Origin of the sequence: Solibacillus sp. FSL W7-1436, assembly GCF_038007305.1 — a bacterium.
Lineage (GTDB): Bacteria > Bacillota > Bacilli > Bacillales_A > Planococcaceae > Solibacillus.
In genome coordinates this window covers 926,048-952,224 of record NZ_JBBOWV010000001.1, presented here as the reverse complement: position 1 = coordinate 952,224, position 26,177 = coordinate 926,048, and the positions used below count along the sequence as shown (strand labels likewise).

The following is a 26,177-nucleotide window of genomic DNA, read 5'->3' as shown; positions in this document are numbered from 1 at the left end:
ACTTATCTAAACTTTTTGGACATCCGTCCAGCTAAAAACGCACCTGCTGCAACAGCTAAAATTGTATTGGTTTTTTTCGTAAATACTTGTTTTGTGACAAGAGTCAGGTTTTGCGGGCGTTCAGCTAAACGACGCATAAAGTAGCCATACCAATCATTACCAAACGGTACATACGTACAGAAGTTGTATCCTTCTTTTGCAAGGCTCAACTGCATTTCTTTTCGGAAGCCATAAAGCATTTGGAACTCAAATTTATCATTCGGAATACTATGCTTTTCCACAAATTGTTTTACATGATTAATGACATTGTGGTCATGTGTTGCAATTGAAGTGAATTTGCCATGTAGTAAATGGTATTCAATTTGTTCGATAAACTTGCGGTCGATCTCGGCTTTATTTTGATAAGCGACAGAATCGTCTTCTTTGTAAGCACCTTTTACGAGGCGTAAACGGTAATCTTTGAAACGTTCGACATTTTCATCCGACTCGAAAAAGTATGCTTGAATTACAGTACCTACGTTATCGTATTGAGCATGAATTTTTTCCAAAAGTTCAAATGAAGGGTGTAGACGAGCATAGTTTTCCATATCAAAATTTACAAAAATCTTATATTCATTTGCCAATGCTACGATCTCTCTTAAATTTTCATAGCAAAATTCAAAATCAATATCCAACCCTAACTGAGATGGCTTTAATGAAATATGCGCATCAAGATTTTCAAGGTGAATGCGTTCGATTACTGCCAAAATTTGATCTTTTGCAGCAAGTGCTGCAGACTCCTCAAACACAAATTCCCCCAGATTATCTACAGTGCAAGAAATACCCTGTGCGTTTAAATGCTTGATGCTTTCAATAACTTCATCGATATTTGTACCTGCAACGACACTTTGCGCCCCCAATTTAAAACCGTACTTTTGGGCTGCAGAATTTAATGTTTGATTCTCTGAAAGTGCAATGAAAAAATCTTTTAATGACATTTTAATCAATCCCCCTGCGATTAAAAAAGTATTTTATTGTTATTGAGGTGAGTATAAAACAAAAAAATCGAAAAAGGAAATAAATTTTGAAAGGTTTAGTGTTTGCTAGAAGAAAAAGCAAGGAATAGCAACGGTTTTTTACATAAAAAAATTTTGCTGAAATACTTTATTAAAACGTTTACATTCTCTAAAATGCTTGGTTTATATTAAGTGCAATAAAATATTGCATAAACTGAAATATAAAAGAGACCCCCGTTGTGAGAGTCTCTTTAATGGTAAAAAAATAGAATATATTACCAGATTCATTTGCGTTTTAAACGATATTGTAAACCTTGACGGTGGATGCCGAGTGCTTTAGCCGTTTGTGAAATATTTCCATCGTTAAGGTGTAAGGCGTGTGAAATATAATAATCTTCAACTTTACGCATATATTCATCAAGAGGCTGCAATGTTTGTCCGGAGAAGTCGAATAATTTCTGCTGCTCGGAAACATCTGGCTCGGCTTGCTGGAGCTTCCACTTGAAATATGCCGGAATATGGATAAGTTCCACATACTCTTCTGTTGTTAGCAGTGCACTAATATCATCCAGTAATACTTCAAGTTCTTTTAAATTTCCCGGCCAGTCGTAGTTCATAAATATTTCCTCAATTTCAGGAGCCAAACCTTTAACCGGGCTGCCATACGCAATGCGTCGACGAGCGAAATAATCGTCCACGAAAGGTTTAATGTCTTCACGGCGCTCACGCAATGCCGGCACTTGGATTGTTAAGTTGGAAAATAAGTAATACAGGTTTTTGGAAAGATGGCCTTTCTGAATTAAATCAATCGGATCTTCACCAATACTTGCAATAAATACATGGTTGCGCTCGGAATGCTTCTCCAGAAGCGCTACGATATGGTTCTGTGCATCATCCGATAAGAACTCAATCCGTTCGGCAAAAAATGTATAGTTTTTTTCCTCGGCAATATACTTTTCGATTTGTGCGAGCAATGTTTCTTCATTGCGGCGGCATATAAGTGTAATAAAGCGTTCGTTTTTTTCTGCCAGTTCATGATGAATACCTTCTGCGATCATATCTTTTCCTGTCCCGGATTCACCGACAAGCATAACCGGAATACGACCCAGCGCGGCAATTTTGGCTTGCTGGATGACTTGCTTCATCGATTTTGAGACAGCGGTAATAATATCAAAAGTTAATGGAGCACCGTAACGACTTAAAGGACGGTCCATTAAAAACTCCTGTTGTGTAATATCGCGGGAAAACTGAATAGCGATTTTTGTACCGTCAGTAAGGGTATATGGATAATAGTCATTCATCATTGTCACTTCTTCACCACGGGCATTCCAGAATGTTTGCTTAATATGTTTGAAGCTTTGACCCGACGCTAAAACTTTTTGCAGCATATTTTGCTCTAAGTTAAAGTCAAGTGACTGTGATAAAAAGCGCTGTGTGATTTGTTCAAGTGATTCACCGGTAAGTTCACGCATTTTTTTGTTGTAAACGATGACTCGTCCATTTTCGTCAATAGCGCAAAGTCCGGTTTCTATTTTTTCAATCAGAAATTCAAAAACACTAGAGCGATCTAGTTGATTCATGCGGTGTAACCCCCTCAAATTCATTTTAGCATGTGAATGTCTAAATGAGATAATTTGCGTAATTTAGAAAAAATATTTGCTTTAAGCATTATTATATTGCATAATTCAAATTAAGTAACATAATATGATGCAAAAATATATTGCACTTAATATCGGAGGTAATGATAAATGATTAACTATAAACATGAACCATTTACAGATTTCTCGGTAGAAGCAAACAAGCAGGCTTATTTGGAAGCGCTTAAAAAAGTAGAATCACAGCTTGGTGCCGACTATCCTCTAATTATCGGTGGCGAACGTATTACGACAGAAGAAAAAATTGTTTCATATAACCCGGCAAAGAAAACAGAAGTGATCGGGTCTGTTTCAAAAGCTTCAAAAGACTTGGCTGAAAAAGCGATGCAAGAAGCAGATAAAGCATTCAAATCATGGAAAAAAGTTAAACCTGAAATCCGTGCAGACGTATTATTTAAAGCAGCGACAATTATCCGCCGCCGCAAGCATGAGTTTTCTGCATGGTTAACGAAAGAAGCAGGTAAGCCTTGGAATGAAGCGGATGCAGATACTGCGGAAGCAATCGACTTTTTAGAATATTACGGCCGTCAAATGCTTGAAATGAAAGATGGACGTAAAGTAGAAAGTCGTCCGAATGAATACAACCGTTATGATTATATTCCACTAGGGATCGGGATTGTTATTTCACCTTGGAACTTCCCGTTTGCTATTATGGCAGGTACAACTGTAGCGGCTGTTGTTACTGGTAACACAGTATTATTGAAACCGGCATCAACAACACCGGTTGTCGCTTATAAGTTTATTGAAGTACTTGAAGAAGCTGGTTTACCAAAAGGTGTAGTAAACTTTGTACCTGGTAGCGGAGCGGAAGTAGGGGACTACTTAGTAGACCACCCGAAAACGCGCTTCATCAGCTTTACAGGTTCCCGTGATGTCGGCTTGCGTATTAACGAACGCGCATCAAAATTAAGCCCAGGTCAAATTTGGATTAAACGTGTCATCGCTGAAATGGGCGGTAAAGATACTATCGTTGTAGATAAAGATGCAGATTTAGAGTTAGCTGCACAGTCCATTGTAAAATCAGCTTTCGGTTTTTCAGGACAAAAGTGTTCAGCATGTTCACGTGTTGTCATCGTAAAAGATGTATACGATCAAGTTGTAAACCGTGTGCAAGAGTTAACAAACTCATTAACTATCGGTGACCCTTCAGACAATAACAACTTTATGGCAACAGTAATCGATTCGGCTGCATTCAAAAAAATCAGCGAATATATTGAAATCGGTAAAACAGAAGGCCGTCTAGTTGCTGGCGGTACTGCAGATGATTCTGTTGGTTACTTCGTACACCCGACAGTATTTGCCGATGTAGACCCGGAAGCGCGTATTATGAAAGAAGAAATCTTCGGTCCAGTTGTAGCAATCACAAAAGCAGATTCATTTGAAGATGCGATTGATATTGCGAACAATACGGAATACGGTTTAACAGGTGCTGTTATTACAAATGACCGTATGAACTTGGAGTATGCCCGCGAAGAGTTCCATGTCGGAAACCTTTATTTCAACCGCGGCTGTACAGGCGCAATCGTTGGTTACCAACCATTTGGCGGCTTCAACATGTCAGGTACGGACTCAAAAGCAGGCGGTCCGGATTATTTAACATTGCATATGCAAGCGAAAACAACATCAGAAGCATTTTAATTGTTAAGTCATAGTCATTGGAAATTTCCTTATATATAGAAAGAACTCCTTCACATTGCCTCGTGAAGGAGTTTTTATTTTGTTCTTTTATTTAGCCCAGTCTTTTACTTGTGCATCTGTGCCAAATACGAAATGACCAGGGCGGGCTTCGATAACTTGAGCTGCCGGATCATGTTCAACATGTTTGTACGGGATACGTGTACGGCTGCGTTCATAAGCCGGATCTGGCTGAGGAACTGCAGATAATAGAGACTTCGTATACGGGTGGATAGGGTTGTTGTAAATCTCATCCGCACTTCCAAGTTCCAATATTTTTCCGCGATACATAACCGCAATTCGGTCAGATATATACTTTACCATCGATAAATCATGGGCGATGAATAAATAAGTTAAGCCGCGTTCTTTTTGAAGCTGCTTCAGTAAGTTTACTACCTGAGCCTGGATGGAAACATCAAGCGCAGAAATCGGTTCATCTGCAATGATGAAGCTTGGATCTAAACTAAGTGCACGGGCAATACCGATACGTTGACGCTGACCACCGGAAAACTCGTGGGCATAACGGTTAGCATGTTCGCGTGTCAGTCCGACTGCTTCCAGCAATTCGCCGATACGAGCTTGGCGTTCTTTTTTGTTTTTATACAGGCCATGGATGTCAAAGCCTTCTGCAATTAATTCACCGGCTGTCATACGAGGATTTAAACTCGCATAAGGGTCCTGGAAAATCATTTGCATTTCACGGTTGAATTGCATTAATTCTTTTCGAGATTTCATTTCTGAAATGTTTTTGCCTTTAAACGTAATTTGGCCTTCTGTAATATCGTAAAGGCGGATAATCGAGCGGCCGGTCGTTGATTTACCGCACCCTGACTCCCCGACTAAACCTAATGTTTCGCCTTCATATACATCAAAGGAGATCCCATCGATTGCTTTGATCGGCTGTTTGGCAGTGCCAAAATATTGTTTTAAGCCTTTTACTTCTAATATTTTATTTGCCATCATTACATGCCCTCCTGTTGATAGCCTTTAATACGGCGTGCTACCGCATCGGGAACAGGCATTTTTGGTGCATCAGGATGCAGCAGCCAAGTTTTTGCGTAGTGTGTATCCGATACTTTAAACATTGGCGGTTCCATTTCAAAATCGATTTTCATTGCGAACTCATTACGAGGGGCAAATGCATCGCCTTTAGGTGGATCGATCAAGTTTGGCGGTGAACCCGGAATCGCCATTAACAGCTCATCGGTAGAGTTGTTTAAGTCCGGCATAGAACCAAGCAGTCCCCAAGTATAAGGGTGCTGCGGATTGTAGAAAATATCTTCGACAGTACCGTACTCAACGATTTGGCCGGCGTACATTACCGCAACACGGTCTGCAACATTTGCTACAACACCTAAATCATGTGTAATGAAAATAATTGACGTATTCGATTTCTTTTGAAGTTCTTTCATCAGCTCTAAAATTTGGGCCTGTATTGTTACATCAAGCGCTGTTGTTGGCTCATCGGCAATTAAAAGCTTCGGATCTGCCGCTAATGCGATAGCGATGACAACACGTTGACGCATCCCGCCTGATAGTTCGTGAGGATAAGATTTATAACGTTTTTCAGGGTAAGGGATACCTACTTGATCAAGTAACTCAACCGCACGTTTTTTTGCTTCATCCTTATTTTTAACTTTACTATGCTTCAGAAGCACTTCGGTAATTTGCGTACCGATACGCATTGTTGGGTTTAATGCAGTCATTGGATCCTGGAAAATCATTGAAATATCATTTCCGCGAACTTGCATCATTTCTTTTTCAGATAAAGGAATAATGTTGCGACCATTGAAGTTAATCTCGCCACCGGCATATATACCAGGTGGCTGTGGAATTAATTTCATCAGTGCATTACTCGTTACGGATTTTCCTGAACCGGATTCACCAACGATTGCTAATGTTTCGCCTTCGTATAATTCAAAGCTTACTCCGCGTACGGCTTGTACGACGCCAGCGTACGTTTTGAAATTAATACGTAAGTCGTTTACTTCTAATACTTTTTTCTTCATTGCGTACACTCTCCTTATTTACGTAATTTCGGATCAAGTGCGTCACGTAAGCCGTCTCCAACTGCGTTAAATGCGAAAATTGTAATCGAGATTAAAGCAGCAGGGAACAATAATCGCCATGGTGCAGATTGAAGTGCTTTGAAACCTTCAGAGGCCATCGTACCCCAGCTGGCTAAAGGAGCCTGAACCCCTAAACCTAAGTAGCTTAAGAAACTCTCTGTGAAAATTGCACTTGGAATAGTCATTGTCATTGTTACTAAAATAGCACCCATTGCATTCGGGATTAAGTGGCGTTTAATGATGTGCCATTGATTTGCGCCTAATGTACGAGCAGCAAGTACATACTCCTGATTTTTAATTTTCAGTACTTCACTTCGTACAATTCGCGCCATGTTGACCCAACCTGTAATGGATAGGGCGATAATCATCGGAACTAAACCAGGCTCCATAATTACCAGTAAAATAATTACTACCAATAAATAAGGGATTGCAGTTAATACGTCTGCGATACGCATCATAATATTATCGACACGACCGCCTGCCAAACCTGCAATACTTCCCCATAAAACACCGATGATCAAATCAATTACCGCGGCAGTAATACCGATGAATAATGAAATTCGGGCACCTTCCCATGCGCGGACGAAAATATCACGCGCAAGGTCATCCGTACCGAACCAATGTGTTGCAGAAGGAGCGGTATTGTATAATCCGACATTCTGTTCATATGTATAAGAAGAGAACATCGGCGCAAACAATGCAAATCCTGCAATGATAATAAGAAGGATTAACCCGATTACAGCTAACTTGTTATGAGAGAAGCGATAAAATACTTCTTTCCAATAAGATACTTGCTTTTTAGAAAGGGCATCTGTATTTTCTGAACGACCGACAACATCGAACATGTCAGCTGATACTTTTGGTATTTGCTGTTCGTTTTGAGCCATTATTTTTTCGCTCCTTTCAATTTAATACGTGGATCGATGACACTGTATAAAATGTCTACGATTAATACAGCCAGCAATAAAATCAATGAATAGAACACCGTCGTACCCATAATTACCGTATAGTCACGGTTTGTAATACTTGTTACGAAATGGCGTCCAAGTCCTGGCACCGCAAAAATCTGTTCAATAACGAACGAACCAGTAATAACACCGGCAAATAGTGGACCTAAATACGTTACTACCGGCAATAATGCATTACGTAAAGAGTGCTTGAACACGATTGTCCATTTTCCAAGACCTTTTGCACGAGCAAGCTTTACATACTCACTATTGTTTTGCTCCAACATACTCGAACGCGTAAGTTTAGCGATAAATCCGGCATGCGTAACAGCGATTGCCAGAGAAGGCAGAATCGTATAAGCAAAGCCTTTCCAGCCACTTACAGGGAACCAGCCAGCTTCAAATGCCAAGTAATACTGCAACAGTCCGGCTAAAATGAAGGAAGGAACCGAAATCCCTAAAATCGCAAAAATTGTTGCGGCATAATCTCCGAAGCGATTATGATACAGTGCAGAAATAACACCAAGTAAAACGCCAAGCCCAATAGCTAAGACCATCGCCTGAAGACCTAAAGCAAGGGATACAGGGAAGCTTTCTGCGATAATGTCATTTGTGGAACGGCCTTTGTATTTCATCGACTCCCCAAAATCAAATGTCATCGTGTCTACTAAATAATCTTTATATTGGATATACCAAGGGTTATCCAACCCGTATTTCGCATTTAACTGTTCTTCGATAGCAGGGGGCAGTTCACGTTCGCTCGTGAACGGGCTACCGGGAGCAAGCTGCATTAAGAAGAACGTCGCTGTAATAATTAAGTACATTGCAAGTACGATATAGAGTAATCGTTTAATAATAAAGTTAAGCAATGTCCGTACCTCCTTTTTATACTATTTTGAAAATTCGATAAAACTATTAAAGGGAGTGCCCGAAATATAATTTCGAGGCACTCCCTATTTACGATGATTTCTTGAATTTATTACGACCATCGCAGGAGTAAATACTAACTAGTTAAAATTACTTCACTTTAACGTATTTAAGGTTAATGTTACCTAAAGCATCTGGAACCATATTTTCTACTTCTTCAGATACAACGTTTAAGTTCGTGTTGTAGTAAATTGGCGCTACAGGCATTTCTTCCATAATTACTGCTTCAGCAGCCAATAATTTTTCCGTACGTTTTGCCGGATCTGTTTCAGTGATTGACTCATTTAATAATGCAGTGTACTCATCATTTGACCAGCCAGTTTGGTTATTGCCGTTTTCAGCAGAGTTATACATTTCTAGGAATGTGTACGCATCATTGTAGTCAGCGCCCCAACCAAGACGGCCGATTTGGTAATCGCCATTTCCGATTTTATCTAAGTATACTTGCCACTCAGAGTTATCAAGTTTAACAGTGATACCTAAATTCGATGACCAGCCTTGTTGAATGAATTGTGCGATTGCAGAGTGAGCTTCAGAAGTGTTGTATGAAACTTTTACTTCTAAATCTTTAGCGCTAGCTAAGCCTAATTCTTTCAGACCAGCATCTAAATATTTCTTCGCTTCTTCGAAATCAGCATCTTTGAAGTATCCTTCATCATCGCCGAAACCTTCTACAGAGTTTGGTACGATACCTAATGCAGGTTCTTGTTCACCTTTTACTACATTACTGATTAATCCTTCGCGGTCGATTGCCAATGCTAATGCTTTACGGATGTTTTCGTTTTGCATTACTGGATCTTCTGTATTGAACTTGTACCAGTAGATAGACGACATATCAGAAACGTTTAATTTATCTTCTGATTTTAAGCGGTCGATTGCATCAAGAGAGATTGTCCCGTAAGGAGCTCCCAGGAAATCGATTTCGCCAGCGTCAAACATTGTCATTTGAGTTGTTTCAGACTCAACCATTGCAATGTTTACCGTATCGATATCTACATTTTTTGTATCCCAGTAAGTATCGCTCTTTTCAAGAACGATATCGCCTGAATGGTTCCAAGTAGCTAAGTTGAACGCACCATTAGATACATATGTATCTGCTTCTGTGTACCATTTTGGATCCGCTTCAGCTGTTGCTTTATGAATTGGATAGAATGTTTTGAATGCTGTTAATTCCAAGAAATATGGAGTTGGAGCGTTTAACGTTACTTCCAATGTTTTTTCATCGATAGCTTTAATCGCTACATCTTCGGCAGTACCTTTACCGTTGTTGTATTCTTCTGCTCCTTTAATAGGGTAAAGGATAGTAGAATATTCAGACGCATTTTCCGGGTTTAATGCCCATTTCCAAGCGTAAGCAAAATCTTCAGCCGTTACTTTTTCACCATTTGACCATTGTGCGTCACGTAAAGTGAAAGTGTAAGTTAAAAGATCATCAGATACTTTATAATCTTCGGCAGCAGCTAGAACTGGCTCGCCATCAACCATTGTTGTTAAACCTTCGAATGTGCTTTCTAAAATGGCACCAGAAGTTGTATCCGAAGCCAATTGTGGATGTAATGAAGGCGGCTCAGAAGTGATTAGTAAATCTAATTCTTTTTCACCATCTCCAGATGATGTAGATTTTGTTTCTTCTCCACCACCACATGCTGCAAGTAATGCAGATAATGAAAGTGCTGTAGCAGTTAATGCGACCTTTTTATTGCGTTTCATAAATAAGCCCTCCTAGAAAATCATGTAAATTAAATTTTCTGATAATTTTTTGATGCGTTATTTTAATATATCAGAATATTTATGAGAAATATATACTACGTTAAAAATTTTTGATAGATACTAATAAATAAAACAATTATGAAAATTTTTAATTATTTTACTATAAGTGAATATTATTTTAGGAAATCATTAGCATGTTTTTATATGCTCGAAAGTATTAAAAATTTGCTGTTTTGTGTAACTGGTTCTGAAAATTTAGAATTGTATTATAGTGTAACAATTTTGACACATAAAACTTTCTTTTTTTCTTTAAAACGTGCAAAATAGAAGAGAGAATTGGAAAGGTGGTATATATATGAAAACAGAACAGCAATACTTTGAAGAGAGCACATCAATGAAGGAATATATGGACGCAATGTCTCAACTGAAAGAACAAAGCTTTGCAATTTATGAGCGCTTTGAACTTCCGGAAGATGCAGCTTTTATTGAAAAGCTGAAAAATGCCAATGTCCATATTTTAGCGATCACAGAAGACTGGTGCGGTGATGCGATGATTAACAACCCGATTATCCGTAAAGTAGCGGAAGCGGCAGATGTGGAAATTCGTACAGCTTTACGTGATGCGGATACAGATTTGATCGATCGTTATTTAACCAATGGTGGACGAGCTATTCCAATGTATCTGATTTTAAATGAAGCCGGGGAAGTAATTACTACATGGGGACCACGTGCACCGCAACTACAGCAGCTTGTAACGGATTTACGTGCGACTTTACCGGATAAAGAAGATCCGTCATTTGAAGAAGCTCAAAAAGCGGTATACGAAAATATGCGTGGACAATACGTAAACGATTCAAAGCTGTGGAGCTACGTATATGAAGACTTTAAAAATAAAGTAAGCGCAGCGATATAATTTTACTTAACCTGTTACTTTTACGAGTTCTTACTATATAATATAGTAGGAACTTTTTTCTATTTTAAACGTATTATTGAAGAGAATATCCCGGATACAATTGTTGCTTTTCTAAAACAGACAGCAGTATACTTTGGACAGAATGAAAAATATAATTAATCAGGATGAGATCAATATGAAAAGAGCGAGAATTATATATAACCCGACTTCGGGTCGTGAAGCATTTAAGAGGCATCTTCCAGAAGTGCTGGAGAAACTGGAAAGAGCCGGATATGAAACTTCATGCCATGCAACGACTGGTGAAGGTGATGCGACAAATGCCGCAATCGAAGCTGTACGTCGTGAATTTGATGTCGTAATTGCGGTAGGCGGTGACGGTACGTTAAATGAGGTAGTCGCAGGTGTTAGTCAATGCGAAAAACGGCCGAAGCTTGGTTTGATTCCAATGGGCACGACAAATGACTTTGCACGGGCTGTTCGTATTCCCCGAAATGTCGAGGAAGCACTGAACATTATAATTGCTGGGGATACGATACCTGTTGATGTCGGCATTTTGAATGAAAACCGCTACTTTATCAATATTGCTGCAGGCGGGCGAATTACCGAGCTCACATACGAGGTCCCGAGCAGAATGAAAACAGTACTCGGACAAATGGCATATTATTTGAAAGCGATTGAAATGATTCCTTCCATTAAAGCGACTCATATGAAAATCCAAATGGATGATGAAGAGTTTGATGGAAAAGCGATGATGTTTTTATGTGGCTTAACAAATTCAGTTGGCGGTTTCGAGAAAATCGCGCCCGATGCATCGATCAATGACGGACTGTTTACCGTTATGATCCTAAAGGAATGCAATATTGCGGATTTCATACGTATTGCTTCACTCGCATTACGCGGCGAACATTTATCCGACGAACGTGTCATTTACCGAAAAGCCAGCCGTGTTGTCGTATCATCCGATCAGGAAGTACATTTAAACCTGGACGGGGAATACGGCGGCGATGCACCTGCTGTTTTCCAAAATTTAAAACGGCATATAGAAGTATTCGTGCCAATCGATAAAATTCGTGAAATTGAAACGGATGAAGAAGTAATTTAACTAAAGCTTGCAAGGGTAGTGGAATGCCCTTGTGAGTTTTTTTGTTTTTGGAGGGCGTTGGGAGGATCGGGCGCGGGCAGGCGAACTTCTAATATATCGCTTAGATGTTCTAATAAAATAAATTAAGTTCTAATAAAAGGCGGAAGTTCTAATATATCGGCTTGATCTTCTAATATCGGGCCGAGATGGGCAAATAAACCCGCTAAATGTTCTAATATCCCTTCAACATTTTCTAATAAAGCTCCCCATTGTTCTAATATCCGCACACACTCATAAGAATGAGCAACCAAGACACCCTGCAGAAAACCTCTTTTCTAATTTCTCCCTCAACTTTTCTAATAAACAAAAAATTGTCCTAATATTCCCCGAAAAACTTCTAAAAAACCCCCACTTCAACAAGTGAAAACCGTTAAAGTGAAGGTGATTTATAATCAATTCAATTTACAATGTAAATTTATCCATGCTATGTTGGAGCTGTTTTGCCTGATCGGCTAAACGTTTAGACAGTTCTTCCATTTCAACAACAATTTCAGTTTGGAGTTGAGTTGCATTGGCTACTTGCTCCACATCCATCATCGTCTTTTCCGTACCTTGCGAAATTTCGATGACTGAAGCAGCAACTTCTTCAGAGCTTGCTGAAATTTGCTGTGATGTAGCGGAAATATGTTCTACACGTTCAGTTATATTGTAGATATTGTCGGTAATCGTATGGAATGACTGACCGGCACGATCAATGACGACAACGCCATCATTTGCACACTTGAGACTGCTTTCCACTGCTTCGCCAACATTTTGGGAATGGTGCTGAATCGTCTCGGTTAAATGCACAATTTCATTTGCCGACTTTTTGGATTGCTCTGCGAGTTTGCGGACTTCATCTGCCACAACAGCAAACCCTTTCCCGTGTTCCCCAGCTCTAGCCGCTTCAATGGCAGCATTAAGGGCAAGCAGATTCGTCTGATCCGCGATATCGGTAATAGCTTTCGTAATTGTACTGATTTGCCCCGACTGTTCGATCAGGACATTGGAAAGGTCGGAAATCGATTGAGTCGAAGCATGTACTGTTTCCATTTGCTGCATCGCTTCATCAATAATTTTTACTCCATCATTGGCAAACTGCGTTAATGTGACAGCACCACTATGCAGATCCTGTGTTGCACGTGCGATAGAGTTAATTCCCTGTGCCGTCTCATCTACAGCAAGTGCACTCTCATTTGCTCCGATTGTCATCGTTGAGGCTGTTTGTGCAGTATGTTCGATCAGTTCTTTAATATGTGCTGTTTCCGAAGAAATCGTCCCGCTGTTTTTCATAAGGGCGTCCGCCGAATTACTAAGCTGATTGGCATTTTGCTGAATACTTATCAATAAATCTTCAAAATTACGCTGCAATGAAATGAAAGCGCTCGACAGCAACCCGAATTCATCTTTTGTGTGAACCGGTTTATGTAAAACTTTAATGTTTCCATCTGCGATTTGTTCCAGATCATTTGTAATGGATTGAAGGCGCTGTGTAATGCCGTATTTCGTATAAATCATATAAAAGCCGATGACAATAAGCGTAACAATAATGAAAATAATCGACAAAATCGTTGAAAGTGAGATCATATCTTTCGTCTTGTTTACTATTTTATCAAGCTCTTTGTTTTCGATCTGTTCCACTTTCTCCGCAAGTTCGCTCGTGAATACACTCGTATATGTATAATCGCCATTCACCATGGAAAGAGCAGATGAAATATCGCGTGACTGTACAGAGGAAATGACTTTTTCCATTTGTGCAGTGATTATTTCCGACTGATCCTTTAAATTAGTAATAACGGGTGTAGCTTCTGCTAAAATATTTTCACCTTGCACCTCTTCAATTAATTCAACGAGGCTTTCTGTATGGCTGTTCAGTAAATCCAAGTTATTTTGAGAAGGGTCTACTGTATAGGCACGTGCATAAATTCCCTGCGATAATATGTGCTGCTGAATATCATTGATACGCGTAACCTGTGCCATCTGTACATCAACGGCTTTGGAAACTTCATCGCCAATACGGAAAAACTGAACGGTTGCAAATCCGATTGAAAGCAGAAGAATCATCCCGATCAAAATAAAGCCTATATTAAGTTTTTTGCGAACTGACATGTTTATTCTTCTCCTTGAAATTAATAGAATTTTTAGAGCTATAAGGTAAATTATATAGGCAATACTTACTGAATACTAGAACAAAAGTAATAATTGAAATGAGTCAGAACTTTAGTAGAAAGTATAATAAGTGCAAAATATATGGAGCATGGTACAATAAAGTGATTGAAATGAGAGGAAGAAATGAACATGTCTGCACCAATTAAAAAAAATGATCGTCAAACAGTTTATATAGAAGATTTAACACATGATGGCAATGGCGTCGCGAAAATCGATGGCTATCCATTATTTATACAAGGGGCACTTCCTGGAGAGACTGCCGAGATTCATGTAATGAAAACATTGAAAAATTACGGCTTTGCAAAAGTAGTCAATATATTGGAAATGTCGCCTGATCGTGTAGAAGCACCATGTGTCTATTTCTCGCAATGTGGGGGATGCCAGCTACAGCATCTTTCGTATGAGGGACAATTGAAATGGAAACAAAATATGGTCGCAAATGTGATGAAGCGTCTTGGTAAAATCGATGCACCTGTCCATCCGGTAAAAGGGATGGAAGAGCCTTGGCATTACCGCAACAAATCACAAATACCTTTCGCGCAAAACGAAGCGGGGCAAATGGTGGCAGGCTTCTATAAAACGAAGTCACACTCGATCGTTGATATGGAGCGTTGCCTAATTCAAACAGGGGAAGCCGATGTTGTTATGGCAGACTTGAAACGTGAATTAGAGATTTTAGGTGTGCGTCCATATGATGAAAAATCCCATCAAGGCATGCTGCGTCATGTTGTTGTTCGTAAAGGGCGTGCAACTGGTGAAGTGATGGTAGTACTAGTAACGAAGTCTAAAAAATTCCCGCAGGCGAGCGCGGCAATCGAAAAAATCCGAGCGCTTATTCCAAATGTCACGTCCATTGTACAAAATGTGAATGGTGAGAAAACAAATGTTATTTTCGGTAATGATACTTTCACGCTTTGGGGCAAGGATACAATTGAAGATACAATCGGCAATGTCCGCTTTGAAATTTCGGCACGCTCGTTTTATCAAGTCAACCCTGTTCAAACAGAAGTGCTTTATAAGCAGGCACTCGATTATGCACAGCTGACAGGCAATGAGCGTGTAATCGACGCATACTGCGGAATCGGATCCATTTCACTGTTTTTAGCCCAAAAGGCCGGTCTTGTAATGGGTGTTGAAATTGTCGAACAGGCAATCGAAGACGCAAAACGCAATGCCGCGCTAAACGGCTTTACAAACACATATTTCGAAGCAGGCCCGGCAGAGGAAGTCATTCCCCGCTGGTACAAAGAAGGTAAAGAAGCAGATGTATTAGTAGTCGATCCACCGCGTAAAGGCTGCGATGAAGCGTTACTGAACACAATCATCGAGCAAAAACCGAAACGTGTAGTTTACGTATCCTGCAACCCTGCAACACTTGCACGCGACCTCCGCATTTTAGAAGATGGCGGATATAAAACAAAAGAAGTGCAGCCAGTTGATATGTTTCCGCACACGACACACTGTGAAGCAGTGGCGTGGCTGGAGTTAGTATAAAATTTATAAGGGAGGTGTCCGAGAAGCGATTCTGGGCACCTCTTTTTCGATAAGTAATTTATCTAGGTAGAGGAAGGATACCCGATAGTTCCGAGACAGATTGGTTGCGTACCGTGTAGATCGTAATTCCAAAGACTTGACGTTAGTATTTGATTATTCTCATATGTTTTGAAGTAGTATTCACATGTATTAGTGTTCATAAAAGCAACATACTTCGTATAATCAACCGTTCCTCTATCTGTTATTACGATACCTTTAGGAATAAAAACGCTATTCAGTAGGTGAAAGCATGTCATAATTGTTTCAATTGGATTATCTGGAAGATGGACATGAGTTTTTAAAAATGCGGTACGGACAAAACGACTAGGAGAACTAAAACCACCTGGTAATTGCGACGTTCCACCTCCTTGACTAAAAGGGGTTAAGGATACATTTCCCCAGTTAACGCTCTTTTTCTGTGTAGTTGAAGTTTCCATAAAATTTCTTAGGTTTGTCATATGCCACCTGAAATCCGGGCTGTTTGCCATGACGCCTATAGGATTTTCTATTACTTCTAAACCGGTTTTCGTTTGCTCGATTACAATGCATTTTCCACTTCTATCTGTAGCAATCCAATGTAGGGGGGCAGCCTTTTGTGTAACGGGGTCGGCTACTCCTACAATTTGAATATTTTTTAATAAAGGCGCTACATCATCTACCGAACTGCAACGGCCTAATAAATAATGGAGAAAATCCAGGGAAGCAATAGGTTCTTTATTTTCTAATGGCAAATCATAATCTGCGTAACCTTCAAAATATAATGTTGCCGCAGCAAAACCTCGTTCATTAACTCCATCAAAAAAACCAAGCATGCCATCTGTTTCTTGACCAATGGCCATGAAGCTATAGTGGTTATGGTTAGTTTTCATTGTCGCAAGACTATTCCATTGAAATTTTCGTGGTATTACCCAAAGTCTAGGTTCAATAGGATGGGAAAAATCCATTGTTCTGCCAAAGATATTTTCTCCCTGCGTAGATAGTACTGAAATAGCAGTACACATATCACATACCTCCATTGTTTTTAAATACCCTAAAATTCAATCTATGCTTGGCGAGGCTTGAAAAATGAATTTCAGCATAATGTTTGATGTCAAAATAAACCGAGTCACAATTTAAACCTACCAGTACAAATGTAGTGGGAGTGAGTGTGAAAAAACGGGGCTATCCGAAAAGTGGAATAACTTTTCAGGATAGCCCCGTTTCATATAACCACTTAAATTGTAGTTTCTGCTACCGGGAAGAAATTAGCTAATTGTCGTTCGCGTTTATCAAGGACAATCTGTCCCGGTTGAATCCCTTGTTCCTGCAGCACGTCGATGTTTTGCAAAATAAACTCATCGCTGCCGACAACATAAAATAGGCCGTCCTGATCCGCAGCAAGCTTTTTCACTTCTTCATAGTAATCTTTTCGGTTATCGACATACTGAGATGTGAAATTTTTATCAGGTGCAGATTCAAAGACATCAGTAAATAAGTAGTCTTTTGTTGAATCAATCGTAAGAGAATGAATGCTGATGATGTTGTCAGGACGTTCCGAATAAGTAAGTATAAGCGGTCTGAACGTTGCAAGACCTACACCGGAAGATAATAAATAAATATTTTTGTCTTCTCTTTTCAGCGGTACATTGGAATGGATTTTAAATAAGGCAACCTTATCGCCGACTTCCAGGTTTCTTAAAATCGATTTAAACTCAGAGCACAGTTCTCTTATGCGTGTTGTAATCCCGACAGTCTGCTCATTTGGCAATGTGGAGATGGACATATGGCGAACGAGGCTTTTATTAGGCTGATCGCCGGCATTGAACCCTTCTAATGCAAGGTGGGTATGTGCACCTTCTTCCCATGTAAAGCCTTCAGGAAGATCCAGTAAAAATGTTTTAACTTCCGGTGTTTCTTCAATGATTTTGTTTATTTTCGTCCAGTATATTTGCATAATACATTCTCCTCAAGTAATGATTATTTTCTTTATAGTTAGAGTATATCATAGGTGATAAACATTCTCATTTAAAAGTATCCGTCAATAAAAAAGAAGAACGATATCCTCCTGAATAGGGGAAACCGTTCTTCTTCCTTTAATATTATAAACTGATTAAAGATTCTCTACATTATGATTCAGGCGCGTAAGAAATTGCTTAAGCTGCTGTAATTCACTATCTGAAAAATCTTCATAAAGATCATTCAAAAACTGGTCTTTAAACATTGTGCAACCTTCAAGTAATGCCCGTCCTTTATCGGAAATCGTTACAAGTACTTCACGGTTGTTCTTTTCGTTGCGCTTGCGTTCGACATATTGCTGTTCTTCAAGCAGCTTTAAATGGCGTGTAATTGCCGCCTGGTCAATAGCTAATGATTGTTGCAGCACCTTTTGTGTAACGCTTCCTCTTTTGATTAAAGAAACTAGAATTTCGTATCTCGTCAAACTGATTTCAGTTCTTTTTTCAAAAATTTGCGTTACATGACGGTCTAATCTTTTTAACATTATAATCATCTGTTTTTTATCATCCAGACAAACGTCCATACTAACCCTCCCTACATTGATTTCTCTTCGTTCTAGGTATCTATTCCTATATGGTAGCATTTCCGTTCAATCGGATAAAGCATAAAAAATTTCAAACTATATGATTTGAATTACACCAGTCAGGTAAAGGAACCTGTAATGCTATTAGCTAGTGAAACGAATAATTTGATCGAGTGGCAGGCGCGATGAATTACGTGCCGGCATTGCAGCTTTTCCGATAGCGATTAAAATCATCGGCTGCTCATTTGCAGGCAGCTCATATTTTTTAGCAAATGCAGCTTTATCAAAGCCGCCCATGATTACTGTATCATAGCCCATATCCTTCGCTAAAAGGACTATTTGCATAGAAATTAGACCTGAATCTAAATGGGCGATATTACTGCGTTCTGCATCAGAAAAACTGCTGTACGCCGCTTCGGAATTGGAAATCATCATATCGGCAATCTCACGTGGCATATAGCCCAGTTCAACATTTAAATCGTTAATTTGCTTAGCGTTTTTATACATTTCAATATCACCGATTACGGCAATAATTGCAGATGAAGTTTCGATTTGCTCCTGATTAAATCCGGCAATGCGCAACTCTTTCTTCTGCTCTGCATCGTCAATAACAAGAAAGCGCCAAGGCTGTAGGTTACTTGATGAAGGAGCTGATGTTGCCTGCTGTAGAATATGTTGAATTGTCTCGCGGGGAATCGTAACACCAGGTACATATTTACGAACTGATTTACGTTCTTCCATTAATTTTTCTAAAGCTGTTTTTTGTTGTAACATCTTTTTCACCCTTTTTATTGAAATTTGAATAGGTTATTAGTTTAGTTGATTAATCAATGGTTGACAAGTCATACGTTTTGCGGACAAAAAATTTTGTGGAAATAACTATCGTAAAGCGGGTTATATAAGAAAGATAGAATTTACGTGCGCACGGTATGTTAAATTTACCTTCAATAGGCTAAGTGTTTAAACATAATACTTTCCTTGCCCATAAGATAAAAAGAATAATTATTATTTTTGGGGAGTGGAAGGCATGTATAACCATGATAAAGAGAGTAGTTCTAGTCAGGAATATATTTCAGATTACAAAGAAGAAGGACACTACAAACGTAAATGTAATTGCCATAAGGGGAAAGATGGGGGAGCTTGTGTAGAGGAAATTCTTGAAGCGATTTTAAAAGCACAGAGAAAAGTGGAAAAAGAACATGACAAGAAATGTTCTCCATGCGATGAATCGTTTGAAGAACGTTTGGAAGAGAAAGAGCCTAAGAAATTCAGTAAAAATACGATCCCGTTTATTCTGTATTGTGGGTGTGAACCATTTAAAGGTGAAGGCGTCACTGTTTGTCCGGCGGGATTCAAAGATAAAAAATTTATCTGCATTACCAGCTATATTTTTAAAATAAAAGATTTAAAAGGGGATTGTGCTGAATTAGAACTTTTAACATTTAAACCAAAAAGGGATAAATGCGATAAGTTCAGAAGCCCTTGTGAACAAATCAACCATCAATATGTTGGTGATTTAATGAAAACGGGAATTTGCATAACAGTTGATTTATCCTGTTTCTGTGGTGTTTCTACTTTGCCGGCAGTACGGCTATAGAGCTCATAACAATTTAATAGGTGAACTTTCTCCCACAAGTTCACCTATATACTTTATCCTCCGAAAACATCCAGAATATCATCGACTTCTTTTAGGTCTACATCAGTTGATTTCAGCTGGACTTTTTTCTTGGGAATGCTTACATATGTGCTGTTTATTTGATGTCCCTGCAACATCTGTTTGATTTCGCTTAATTCTATTAAAATATCGTCATTTAGCTGCCTTTTTTTCACTGGATGGAAATATTCGGTAAGTGCTGATAACAGCAAATGGTTGAGTGTCTGGTTTTCGGCATGGTATTCAATTTGTTTAAAGATTTCTGCTGAAACTCCCACTGACTCCCCACTTTTAACATCGATAAAATGTGACGGGACTGTTAATGCTGTCTGATTCGAGTAATCTGTATATAATTTAGACATATCCATCACCCTTTAATTTCTCGAGGAGATGAGATTTTCATTTTCTTGTTCTGTTTTGAGTTGTTTCATTTTCGCAAGAATCATCAGGCCGTGTACATTTAACTTCTCCATATGTTCGGGGAATGTCAATTGAATTGGCCGTCCTCTATCAGCCCATCGAACCGCTACCTCCTGTATTTGCTTCTGTGCTAGTTTGGCAGCTCCTCCAACTGCGATGTATCGTGTTGCTCCCTTAATTTCATTAGAACTGCTTCTCACTCGGTCAAAATATTCCAAGTACTTGATGGCCAGTGACTTTAATTGTGGAATAATGTATTTACTTATATCTTTTTTGACACCTGCAAAAGGCTCCACATACCATTCTGATTGTCCGGCAGCAAGTTTTTCTTCCAATTCCGCACGAGAATCAAATTTATATAATTCATTTTTACTAACCTTTTGAATAATATTGTCGAGGAATTGATTGATGCCAAATGTTTCGCCTTCTACTGAAGCAACTGGTTTATTATTTTTGATTCCGACAAAATCAACGGAATCTCCTCCTAAATCACCGATAATAATCCCTTTCTGCGAATCCTTTACCAGCTCATCATCTTTGATTCCCAGTGTCTCCTGATCTCTTGTTAATCCAAGGTAGGCACAAGCACCTTCCGCTCCGATAATGACATCTTCTACATATAATTTAACTGTTATTTCTTTCGGTTCTGCAACACCAGGTACCTTATGAAAAATCACGGTATGTGTGCCTGACAACCGTTGTCTGAACTTATCTTTCATTTCTTTATATTGAGTAGTTGGCAGTGATACCGCTAATTGATCAATATGATAATGAATTTCGGTGTCTTCAGGATTTTTGCAAATGGCATGAAAAGCCGCTAAACCAAATAAAAGAATATAAGTGCGATCTTCGTCAGCCTTTTGATTATTGAATCCGGTTAAACTTACATCACGTTTTTTTGTGGCTGCCTTCCCGATATAGAATATTTCTCTTTTATCTAATATAGCGTGACTTTTGAGTTCAACAATCAGATTTTCTTCAAATTTGATATCTCCCTCATCATAAGGCTTTTCATGGAACTCCTCATCATATAAAGAGATTGCATTTGGAATTTGATAATCCTGATAATAGCCATCATCAGATGATAAAGCTTTATACCAGCTATTCCCGCAATCTACCGCAAGAAGGTTTTTCCCTTCCATAGCTCACTCACCTCTCATTTTTAATTGTATGCAGAACAATAGCCCACACGTGCCTGTACTTATTAATTTCATGCTTAATTTAACTTTAGGTATTCGCCCAGAGGGTGGGCATTTAGCCCGCATATGATGCACTAATTGATATTTAGGAGGGGCAAGATGTACGAAGATAAAAAAAACGATGTATGTAAATTCCCGTCAAATTTTAATGAATGTGACAATACACCTCATAAACCTCATGTAAGTATTGGAAAAATATATACAAAAGTTCCGGTAGTTTTAGCTGAATTGACAGTACAAGTAAATTTAGATGCCTGTATTAAATTTCCTAAGCCAGTCTTGGAAATTAAAGATGTTAAGAAACAGATTAAGTTAGTTCAATGCAGATTGCTTCTGCCAACGAATAAATTATTCATAAAGGGTTTCGTGCGAAAAAACATTCAATATGCGAGTCCTATAACAGAACCGGAATGTGATATTAAAACGATCTCTTCCAGTATAAATTCCTTAACAGTAGATGTTCCTTTCAGCTGCGTAACGGAAATTAAACATTACTTGAGAAAACCTGTCCAGCCTGCCATTAACAAGCGAAGTGAGTTTGACTTCTTGATCTCGGAGTCATTACCGAGCGGATTTCCGGAAAAGGATGAATTTCTATCGAATGACCTTTCTCAATTCCATCAAAATTCCACTCAGTATTACAATGAATTACCATTTTGCGAGCTGATTTCAAGTCATATTATCGAATGGGATGAGGCGATTGATCGATCTCATCTGTCAAAAGATGCTCCAATTGGTGAAGGGGTTTTTACTCAAATCGAAGAAAAAATGGTTGTTGATATTACGTTAAAAGTACTTCAAAATCAGCAAATTCGTGTATCATCAACGACAAATGATGATTGTGACGACTTTTGTTAAGGATTAAATATTTAGAGTGAATAGGAATCTTTAGCTTTTCGTAAGGAGGGGAAAGGAGGGGATGTTTGTAGGCATTCCCTCCGAGAAACGATGAATAATTTCCGGAATCCATATGTAGACCCCGACTCATTTCAAGGTAAAGTTTATGATTATTATAGAAATCCAGTAAACCCGATTCACTTTTCTATAGATAATCAGATAGGATTCGAACAGAATGAAAATCCACAAAGCAGAAAAAACAGTGAATATGACAATGCGAAAAAACAATCCCTCTATATAAATAATCAATCTGGAAAAATGAAAAATTCAAAACCAGTTATGTTTTCACCACCAAAGGTTGATTCGATAGAAAAGCCACTGAATGAAGATAAATCAGAAGAGTTGCCATTAAATACGGCTTCAGAAAAACACATACCTATAGAGAAAAAGGGCAGGGAAGAAGTGGTTACAAATTTAGTGAAGGAATTCTCGCTAATGCTTGAGGATACTGCGCCTTCTATAAAGGAAGAAGTTACGACACTTCCAGAAAACCAATTTGATAGCGAATTCTTATTAAATTCGAGTGAAAGCACATCCGCAACTGAAAATAACCTGGATGAAGAATACATCAATGATCTGAATGATAAAGGTATTTCCCCAACATACGTTCACGAAAAATATAAAAACCTCACTGATGAAGAAAGTAGTAAATTTGCAAACAAAACTACCGGTACTTTGGAAGATAAATTCCTGGATCTGTTTTTAGCAAGTGATGAATCGCAAAACATGAATACAGAAGATGAGGAATTCTTTGCCTTGTTTTCAGAAAGCAGTGAGTTGCAGGAGGAAAAGCAAGACAGTGACAAGGCAGAAAGTGAACTTGATACATTAAATGAAAATATCGACACTATGGAAGACAAATTTACGACTATATCCTTAGAAAACGACGATTTACAAGAAGTTAACCAAGATAAGAATACGAACAATGAAGAAAAGGATACGTTTGATGATCCTGTCGACACAATGGTGGATAAATTTTTGACGGTGCTTTCGGAAGATGATGATTCGGATGAAGAAAAGCAAGACGGAAACTTGGACAGAGAAAATGATGATGCTTTTGAGGAAAGTACTGATTTAATGGTAGAAAAATTCATTAGGCTGCTTTCGGAAACCGATGAATCGGAGGCAGGGAAGCCATACAGTAATACAAATGATGCGGAAACAGCCGGTAATAAGGAAGTTGAAGACGAGCAGCATTTCCGGAAGAACATTTGTTTTACCGATATTACCGAAAAGGAAAAAACAGTAACTGTCAAAATGCCAGTACTCTTGACTGAACTGGAAACAGAGGTTGATATTATTGAAACAATTGATCTGTTGAAGCCGCTTAATAATATATTAAAAATAGAATGGTCTATCCAATCGCTTGATTGTCAAGTTGTATTACCTTCGAAAACTGCTTTTCTAAAAGGAGAATTTATCGCAACATGTGAGTTTAATAACAAAGAATCGGTGAATAAAATTCAAGCATTAAAATTCTTCATTCCATGGTCTAAAACGGTAAATATTAATTGGGTAACAGCACCTGATTTTCCTTTTAGCAATGAAAAAGAATTTACATTCCAAGCCCAACATCAACATAATGCCAATAACCACTACGAATTTCACCAAAAATTTTCAGAACCCATTCAAAGTCAATTGAAAAAAGTCCACTTTGTATGGCATCAAGAATTAAATTCAACAGAAAAACAATTGCAAGTCAATGGTGTCGCGCAATTGTCTATTCATTTTATGCAGGACCAATATATTGAACTGGATTGCTACTCGAAATAATCAGAGAGTAGCATTTTTTTAAGGAAATAAGAGGACAAGCTTTTTAGAAAAGTTTTCTTATTCTAAGATTTGGAGACTGGAAATTGCAATTTGATGTAACAAAAAAATGTTTTTTAAAATTGAATCATATGACTATTTTGCTAGCCTATGGCATAAAAACATCAGTTCATATGTTAGGAGTGTAGAGTGCAACTTTGCCTCTAACAAAAAAGAAAGAGGGTATTAAATAATGGATCAAAATTATTCAAAGAATGATGGCCATTCAATGAACGATGGCTATTCAAAGCAAGCAAAAAATTGTAAACCGGGGGAGGACACAGGGGTCAAATCAAATCAGCAGATTCCGGTAACGGATTCTGATGTTACTTTAGTTCCGTCTCCACTTACTACTCCTACATTTAAGATTCCGGTAGTACTTGCAGAAAGAACGCTGCAAATCGTAGTAGAATCAGATATTTCCCTATATCCGCCAGCTACTGAGATTAAGCGGGTTAAAAAACATGTATTTTTAGATCAAGTAAAATTAGTTCCGGTAGCATTTGCACCAATTACTGACGCTACTACTGGTCTTCCTACAGGCTATTTCACAGTAACAAGAGCGAAATTATTTGTAGGAGGACATATCCGCAAAAATATTGAATATGCTTCTGCAGATTACAATGCACCACTTCAAGATCGTATCGCAAATGTTCGATTCACAGGTTTTGCAGAATTAACAGCAGATGATTTCTTCAATCTACCAATTTTCGGCTTCTCAGCAAATAGCGAAGCTAACTTCCTAAATGAAAAGACTGAAATGGATGCTCGTTTGGACAAATACTTCTTCCAAAATCTTGTAAGATATAATGAGCAGCCATACGGTGAGTTAGTTGCTGCTAACTTCTATGAACTTGATTTTTCACCAAACGGCACATACCATGACGGATCTTTCCACATGTTACGTGAAAAAATCGTGCTTGACCTTACTTTAAAAGTATTACAAATTCAACAAGTCAATGTAGGTGCTGGCGGTGCGTTAACATCAGTTGTACCTAACAACCTTGGTATTACTCCTGAAGGATAAAAGCAAGCTGTTAGTACATTTGAAATTAGAGGCATCCAAAGTCGTCCATACGATTTTGGATGCCTCTTTGTATTAAGGTTAAATTTATACTTTCAACAAATTTTGCATTTTACTGTTTCAAGAAACTTCATAAATAAAGATTATTAAAAATTTAGTACATAGTATAATAAACTGTATAAATAACATAAGAGTAGGAGCATGATACGATGAAAGATTACGGAACACTACATGAATTGAACGGCCGCCATATTTTAAAATTTGAACGATTTTTTCCCGTAAGTCAGGAAGAGGTTTTCTCTATTTTGACAAGTCCCGAACACTTTATGCAGTGGTATCCTTTCGCAACAGGGGAAATGGATATCAAAATTGATGGCCAGATTGTTTTTGATGATGGTGAAGGGACAACGTACACAGCAACAATCACAGAATTAAAAAAGCCATATTTGTTTAGTTTCCGTGAAGTTGATGATTTGATAAATATTTCATTGGAAGAAGAGAACAGCGGATGCAAAATGAATTTTACCCATACTTTTGATGATGCTTCATGGGCGGTGAATACAGCGGCAGGATGGCATCGCTGTCTTGATGTATTTAGCCAAATCATTAAAGGGGAAGCGACAAATTGGCAAGATAACTCAGCCGAATTGCGTGAAATTTACAGCAAAGCTTTTAGTTGAACAATGGGATAGAAAATTACTTTCCACACACACTGTTAGTGGAGGTGAGTTGGAATGGGTAACAATAAACATAAAAACAATAAAACGCAGGATAACAAAAAACAGCAAAACCAAAATCAGAATGCTAACAGACCAAGAGCAAACCGTGAAGAATTTGCTCAGGAAGTAAACTTTAACCAAAATCAAAATCGTAATCAAAACCAAAAGCAGAATAAGCAGGATTGTTAAGTTTCAATAAGGAAAACCCCAATACACGTTAAATTG

At 38.5% G+C, this 26,177-nt stretch carries 24 protein-coding genes; 10 read left to right on the top strand and 14 right to left on the bottom strand.

Going from position 1 to position 26,177, the window contains the following annotated elements; genetic code table 11:
- Positions 1 to 2 precede the first annotated feature (2 nt).
- Positions 3 to 977: a proline dehydrogenase family protein gene (locus MKX73_RS04815; protein ID WP_340716526.1), complete on the bottom strand. Its 975-nt coding sequence runs from the start codon at positions 975 to 977 to the stop codon at positions 3 to 5.
- Between the two features lie 302 nt (positions 978 to 1,279).
- Entirely contained in the window at positions 1,280 to 2,575 is a 1,296-nt protein-coding gene (locus tag MKX73_RS04810) for a sigma 54-interacting transcriptional regulator (RefSeq protein WP_340716525.1), read from the bottom strand.
- A 168-nt stretch (positions 2,576 to 2,743) separates the two neighbouring features.
- Here MKX73_RS04810 and pruA point away from each other — a divergent pair, with 168 nt between their 5' ends.
- The gene (gene pruA, locus MKX73_RS04805; RefSeq protein WP_340716524.1) at positions 2,744 to 4,288 is read left to right on the top strand and encodes an L-glutamate gamma-semialdehyde dehydrogenase; all 1,545 of its coding nucleotides are present in this window, start codon (positions 2,744 to 2,746) and stop codon (positions 4,286 to 4,288) included.
- 87 nt (positions 4,289 to 4,375) lie between these two features.
- Here the strand turns inward: pruA and MKX73_RS04800 are convergent, their stop codons facing one another.
- From MKX73_RS04800 to MKX73_RS04780, 5 genes are all read right to left on the bottom strand, one after another.
- On the bottom strand, positions 4,376 to 5,284 hold the full coding sequence (locus tag MKX73_RS04800) for an ABC transporter ATP-binding protein (RefSeq protein ID WP_340718847.1): 909 nt from the start codon (positions 5,282 to 5,284) through the stop codon (positions 4,376 to 4,378).
- A gap of 2 nt (positions 5,285 to 5,286) precedes the next feature.
- Positions 5,287 to 6,333, bottom strand: coding sequence for an ABC transporter ATP-binding protein (locus MKX73_RS04795; RefSeq protein ID WP_340716523.1), 1,047 nt, complete (start codon positions 6,331 to 6,333; stop codon positions 5,287 to 5,289).
- Between the two features lie 14 nt (positions 6,334 to 6,347).
- Positions 6,348 to 7,280, bottom strand: a complete 933-nt coding sequence (locus tag MKX73_RS04790) for an ABC transporter permease (protein WP_340716522.1) — start codon at positions 7,278 to 7,280, stop codon at positions 6,348 to 6,350.
- Entirely contained in the window at positions 7,280 to 8,209 is a 930-nt protein-coding gene (locus MKX73_RS04785) for an ABC transporter permease (protein WP_340716521.1), read from the bottom strand. The genes MKX73_RS04790 and MKX73_RS04785 overlap by 1 nt, the downstream gene beginning before the upstream one ends.
- Before the next feature lie 148 nt (positions 8,210 to 8,357).
- Positions 8,358 to 9,977, bottom strand: coding sequence for a peptide ABC transporter substrate-binding protein (locus tag MKX73_RS04780; RefSeq protein WP_340716520.1), 1,620 nt, complete (start codon positions 9,975 to 9,977; stop codon positions 8,358 to 8,360).
- Between the two features lie 355 nt (positions 9,978 to 10,332).
- On the opposite strand from MKX73_RS04780, the gene MKX73_RS04775 reads away from it, so the two are divergent.
- On the top strand, positions 10,333 to 10,890 hold the full coding sequence (locus MKX73_RS04775) for a thioredoxin family protein (RefSeq protein ID WP_340716519.1): 558 nt from the start codon (positions 10,333 to 10,335) through the stop codon (positions 10,888 to 10,890).
- A gap of 175 nt (positions 10,891 to 11,065) precedes the next feature.
- The gene (locus tag MKX73_RS04770; protein WP_340716518.1) at positions 11,066 to 11,992 is read left to right on the top strand and encodes a diacylglycerol kinase; all 927 of its coding nucleotides are present in this window, start codon (positions 11,066 to 11,068) and stop codon (positions 11,990 to 11,992) included.
- Positions 11,993 to 12,433: 441 nt separating this feature from the next.
- On the opposite strand, the gene MKX73_RS04765 is transcribed toward MKX73_RS04770, so the two are convergent.
- A complete protein-coding gene (locus MKX73_RS04765) occupies positions 12,434 to 14,119 on the bottom strand; it encodes a methyl-accepting chemotaxis protein (RefSeq protein ID WP_340716517.1) in 1,686 nt (561 codons plus the stop codon).
- A gap of 189 nt (positions 14,120 to 14,308) precedes the next feature.
- On the opposite strand from MKX73_RS04765, the gene rlmD reads away from it, so the two are divergent.
- The gene (gene rlmD / locus MKX73_RS04760) at positions 14,309 to 15,673 is read left to right on the top strand and encodes a 23S rRNA (uracil(1939)-C(5))-methyltransferase RlmD (RefSeq protein ID WP_340716516.1); all 1,365 of its coding nucleotides are present in this window, start codon (positions 14,309 to 14,311) and stop codon (positions 15,671 to 15,673) included.
- 62 nt (positions 15,674 to 15,735) lie between these two features.
- Here the strand turns inward: rlmD and MKX73_RS04755 are convergent, their stop codons facing one another.
- From MKX73_RS04755 to MKX73_RS04740, 4 genes are all read right to left on the bottom strand, one after another.
- Positions 15,736 to 16,713 (bottom strand): choloylglycine hydrolase family protein, encoded by a 978-nt coding sequence (locus MKX73_RS04755; RefSeq protein ID WP_340716515.1) that lies wholly within the window; start codon positions 16,711 to 16,713, stop codon positions 15,736 to 15,738.
- Positions 16,714 to 16,925: 212 nt separating this feature from the next.
- Positions 16,926 to 17,645, bottom strand: a complete 720-nt coding sequence (locus MKX73_RS04750; RefSeq protein ID WP_340716514.1) for a ferredoxin--NADP reductase — start codon at positions 17,643 to 17,645, stop codon at positions 16,926 to 16,928.
- 156 nt (positions 17,646 to 17,801) lie between these two features.
- On the bottom strand, positions 17,802 to 18,230 hold the full coding sequence (locus tag MKX73_RS04745; protein ID WP_340716513.1) for a MarR family winged helix-turn-helix transcriptional regulator: 429 nt from the start codon (positions 18,228 to 18,230) through the stop codon (positions 17,802 to 17,804).
- Between the two features lie 144 nt (positions 18,231 to 18,374).
- Positions 18,375 to 19,004: a nitroreductase family protein gene (locus MKX73_RS04740; RefSeq protein ID WP_340716512.1), complete on the bottom strand. Its 630-nt coding sequence runs from the start codon at positions 19,002 to 19,004 to the stop codon at positions 18,375 to 18,377.
- 253 nt (positions 19,005 to 19,257) lie between these two features.
- Here MKX73_RS04740 and MKX73_RS04735 point away from each other — a divergent pair, with 253 nt between their 5' ends.
- A complete protein-coding gene (locus tag MKX73_RS04735; protein WP_340716511.1) occupies positions 19,258 to 19,827 on the top strand; it encodes a CotY/CotZ family spore coat protein in 570 nt (189 codons plus the stop codon).
- Between the two features lie 53 nt (positions 19,828 to 19,880).
- On the opposite strand, the gene MKX73_RS04730 is transcribed toward MKX73_RS04735, so the two are convergent.
- Together MKX73_RS04730 and MKX73_RS04725 are read right to left on the bottom strand one after the other, a co-directional pair.
- Positions 19,881 to 20,246 carry a dehydrogenase gene (locus tag MKX73_RS04730; protein WP_340716510.1) on the bottom strand — a complete coding sequence of 122 codons (366 nt, stop codon included), beginning with the start codon at positions 20,244 to 20,246 and terminating at the stop codon, positions 19,881 to 19,883.
- Between the two features lie 12 nt (positions 20,247 to 20,258).
- On the bottom strand, positions 20,259 to 21,446 hold the full coding sequence (locus tag MKX73_RS04725) for a ParM/StbA family protein (protein ID WP_340716509.1): 1,188 nt from the start codon (positions 21,444 to 21,446) through the stop codon (positions 20,259 to 20,261).
- Between the two features lie 156 nt (positions 21,447 to 21,602).
- Here MKX73_RS04725 and MKX73_RS04720 point away from each other — a divergent pair, with 156 nt between their 5' ends.
- From MKX73_RS04720 to MKX73_RS04700, 5 genes are all read left to right on the top strand, one after another.
- On the top strand, positions 21,603 to 22,361 hold the full coding sequence (locus tag MKX73_RS04720; protein ID WP_340716508.1) for a CsxC family protein: 759 nt from the start codon (positions 21,603 to 21,605) through the stop codon (positions 22,359 to 22,361).
- Positions 22,362 to 22,451: 90 nt separating this feature from the next.
- A complete protein-coding gene (locus tag MKX73_RS04715; RefSeq protein WP_340716507.1) occupies positions 22,452 to 24,173 on the top strand; it encodes a hypothetical protein in 1,722 nt (573 codons plus the stop codon).
- Positions 24,174 to 24,438: 265 nt separating this feature from the next.
- On the top strand, positions 24,439 to 25,236 hold the full coding sequence (locus tag MKX73_RS04710) for a CsxC family protein (RefSeq protein WP_340718846.1): 798 nt from the start codon (positions 24,439 to 24,441) through the stop codon (positions 25,234 to 25,236).
- A 206-nt stretch (positions 25,237 to 25,442) separates the two neighbouring features.
- A complete protein-coding gene (locus MKX73_RS04705; RefSeq protein WP_340716506.1) occupies positions 25,443 to 25,913 on the top strand; it encodes an SRPBCC domain-containing protein in 471 nt (156 codons plus the stop codon).
- A 54-nt stretch (positions 25,914 to 25,967) separates the two neighbouring features.
- Positions 25,968 to 26,141, top strand: a complete 174-nt coding sequence (locus MKX73_RS04700) for a hypothetical protein (RefSeq protein WP_340716505.1) — start codon at positions 25,968 to 25,970, stop codon at positions 26,139 to 26,141.
- Positions 26,142 to 26,177: the final 36 nt, after the last annotated feature.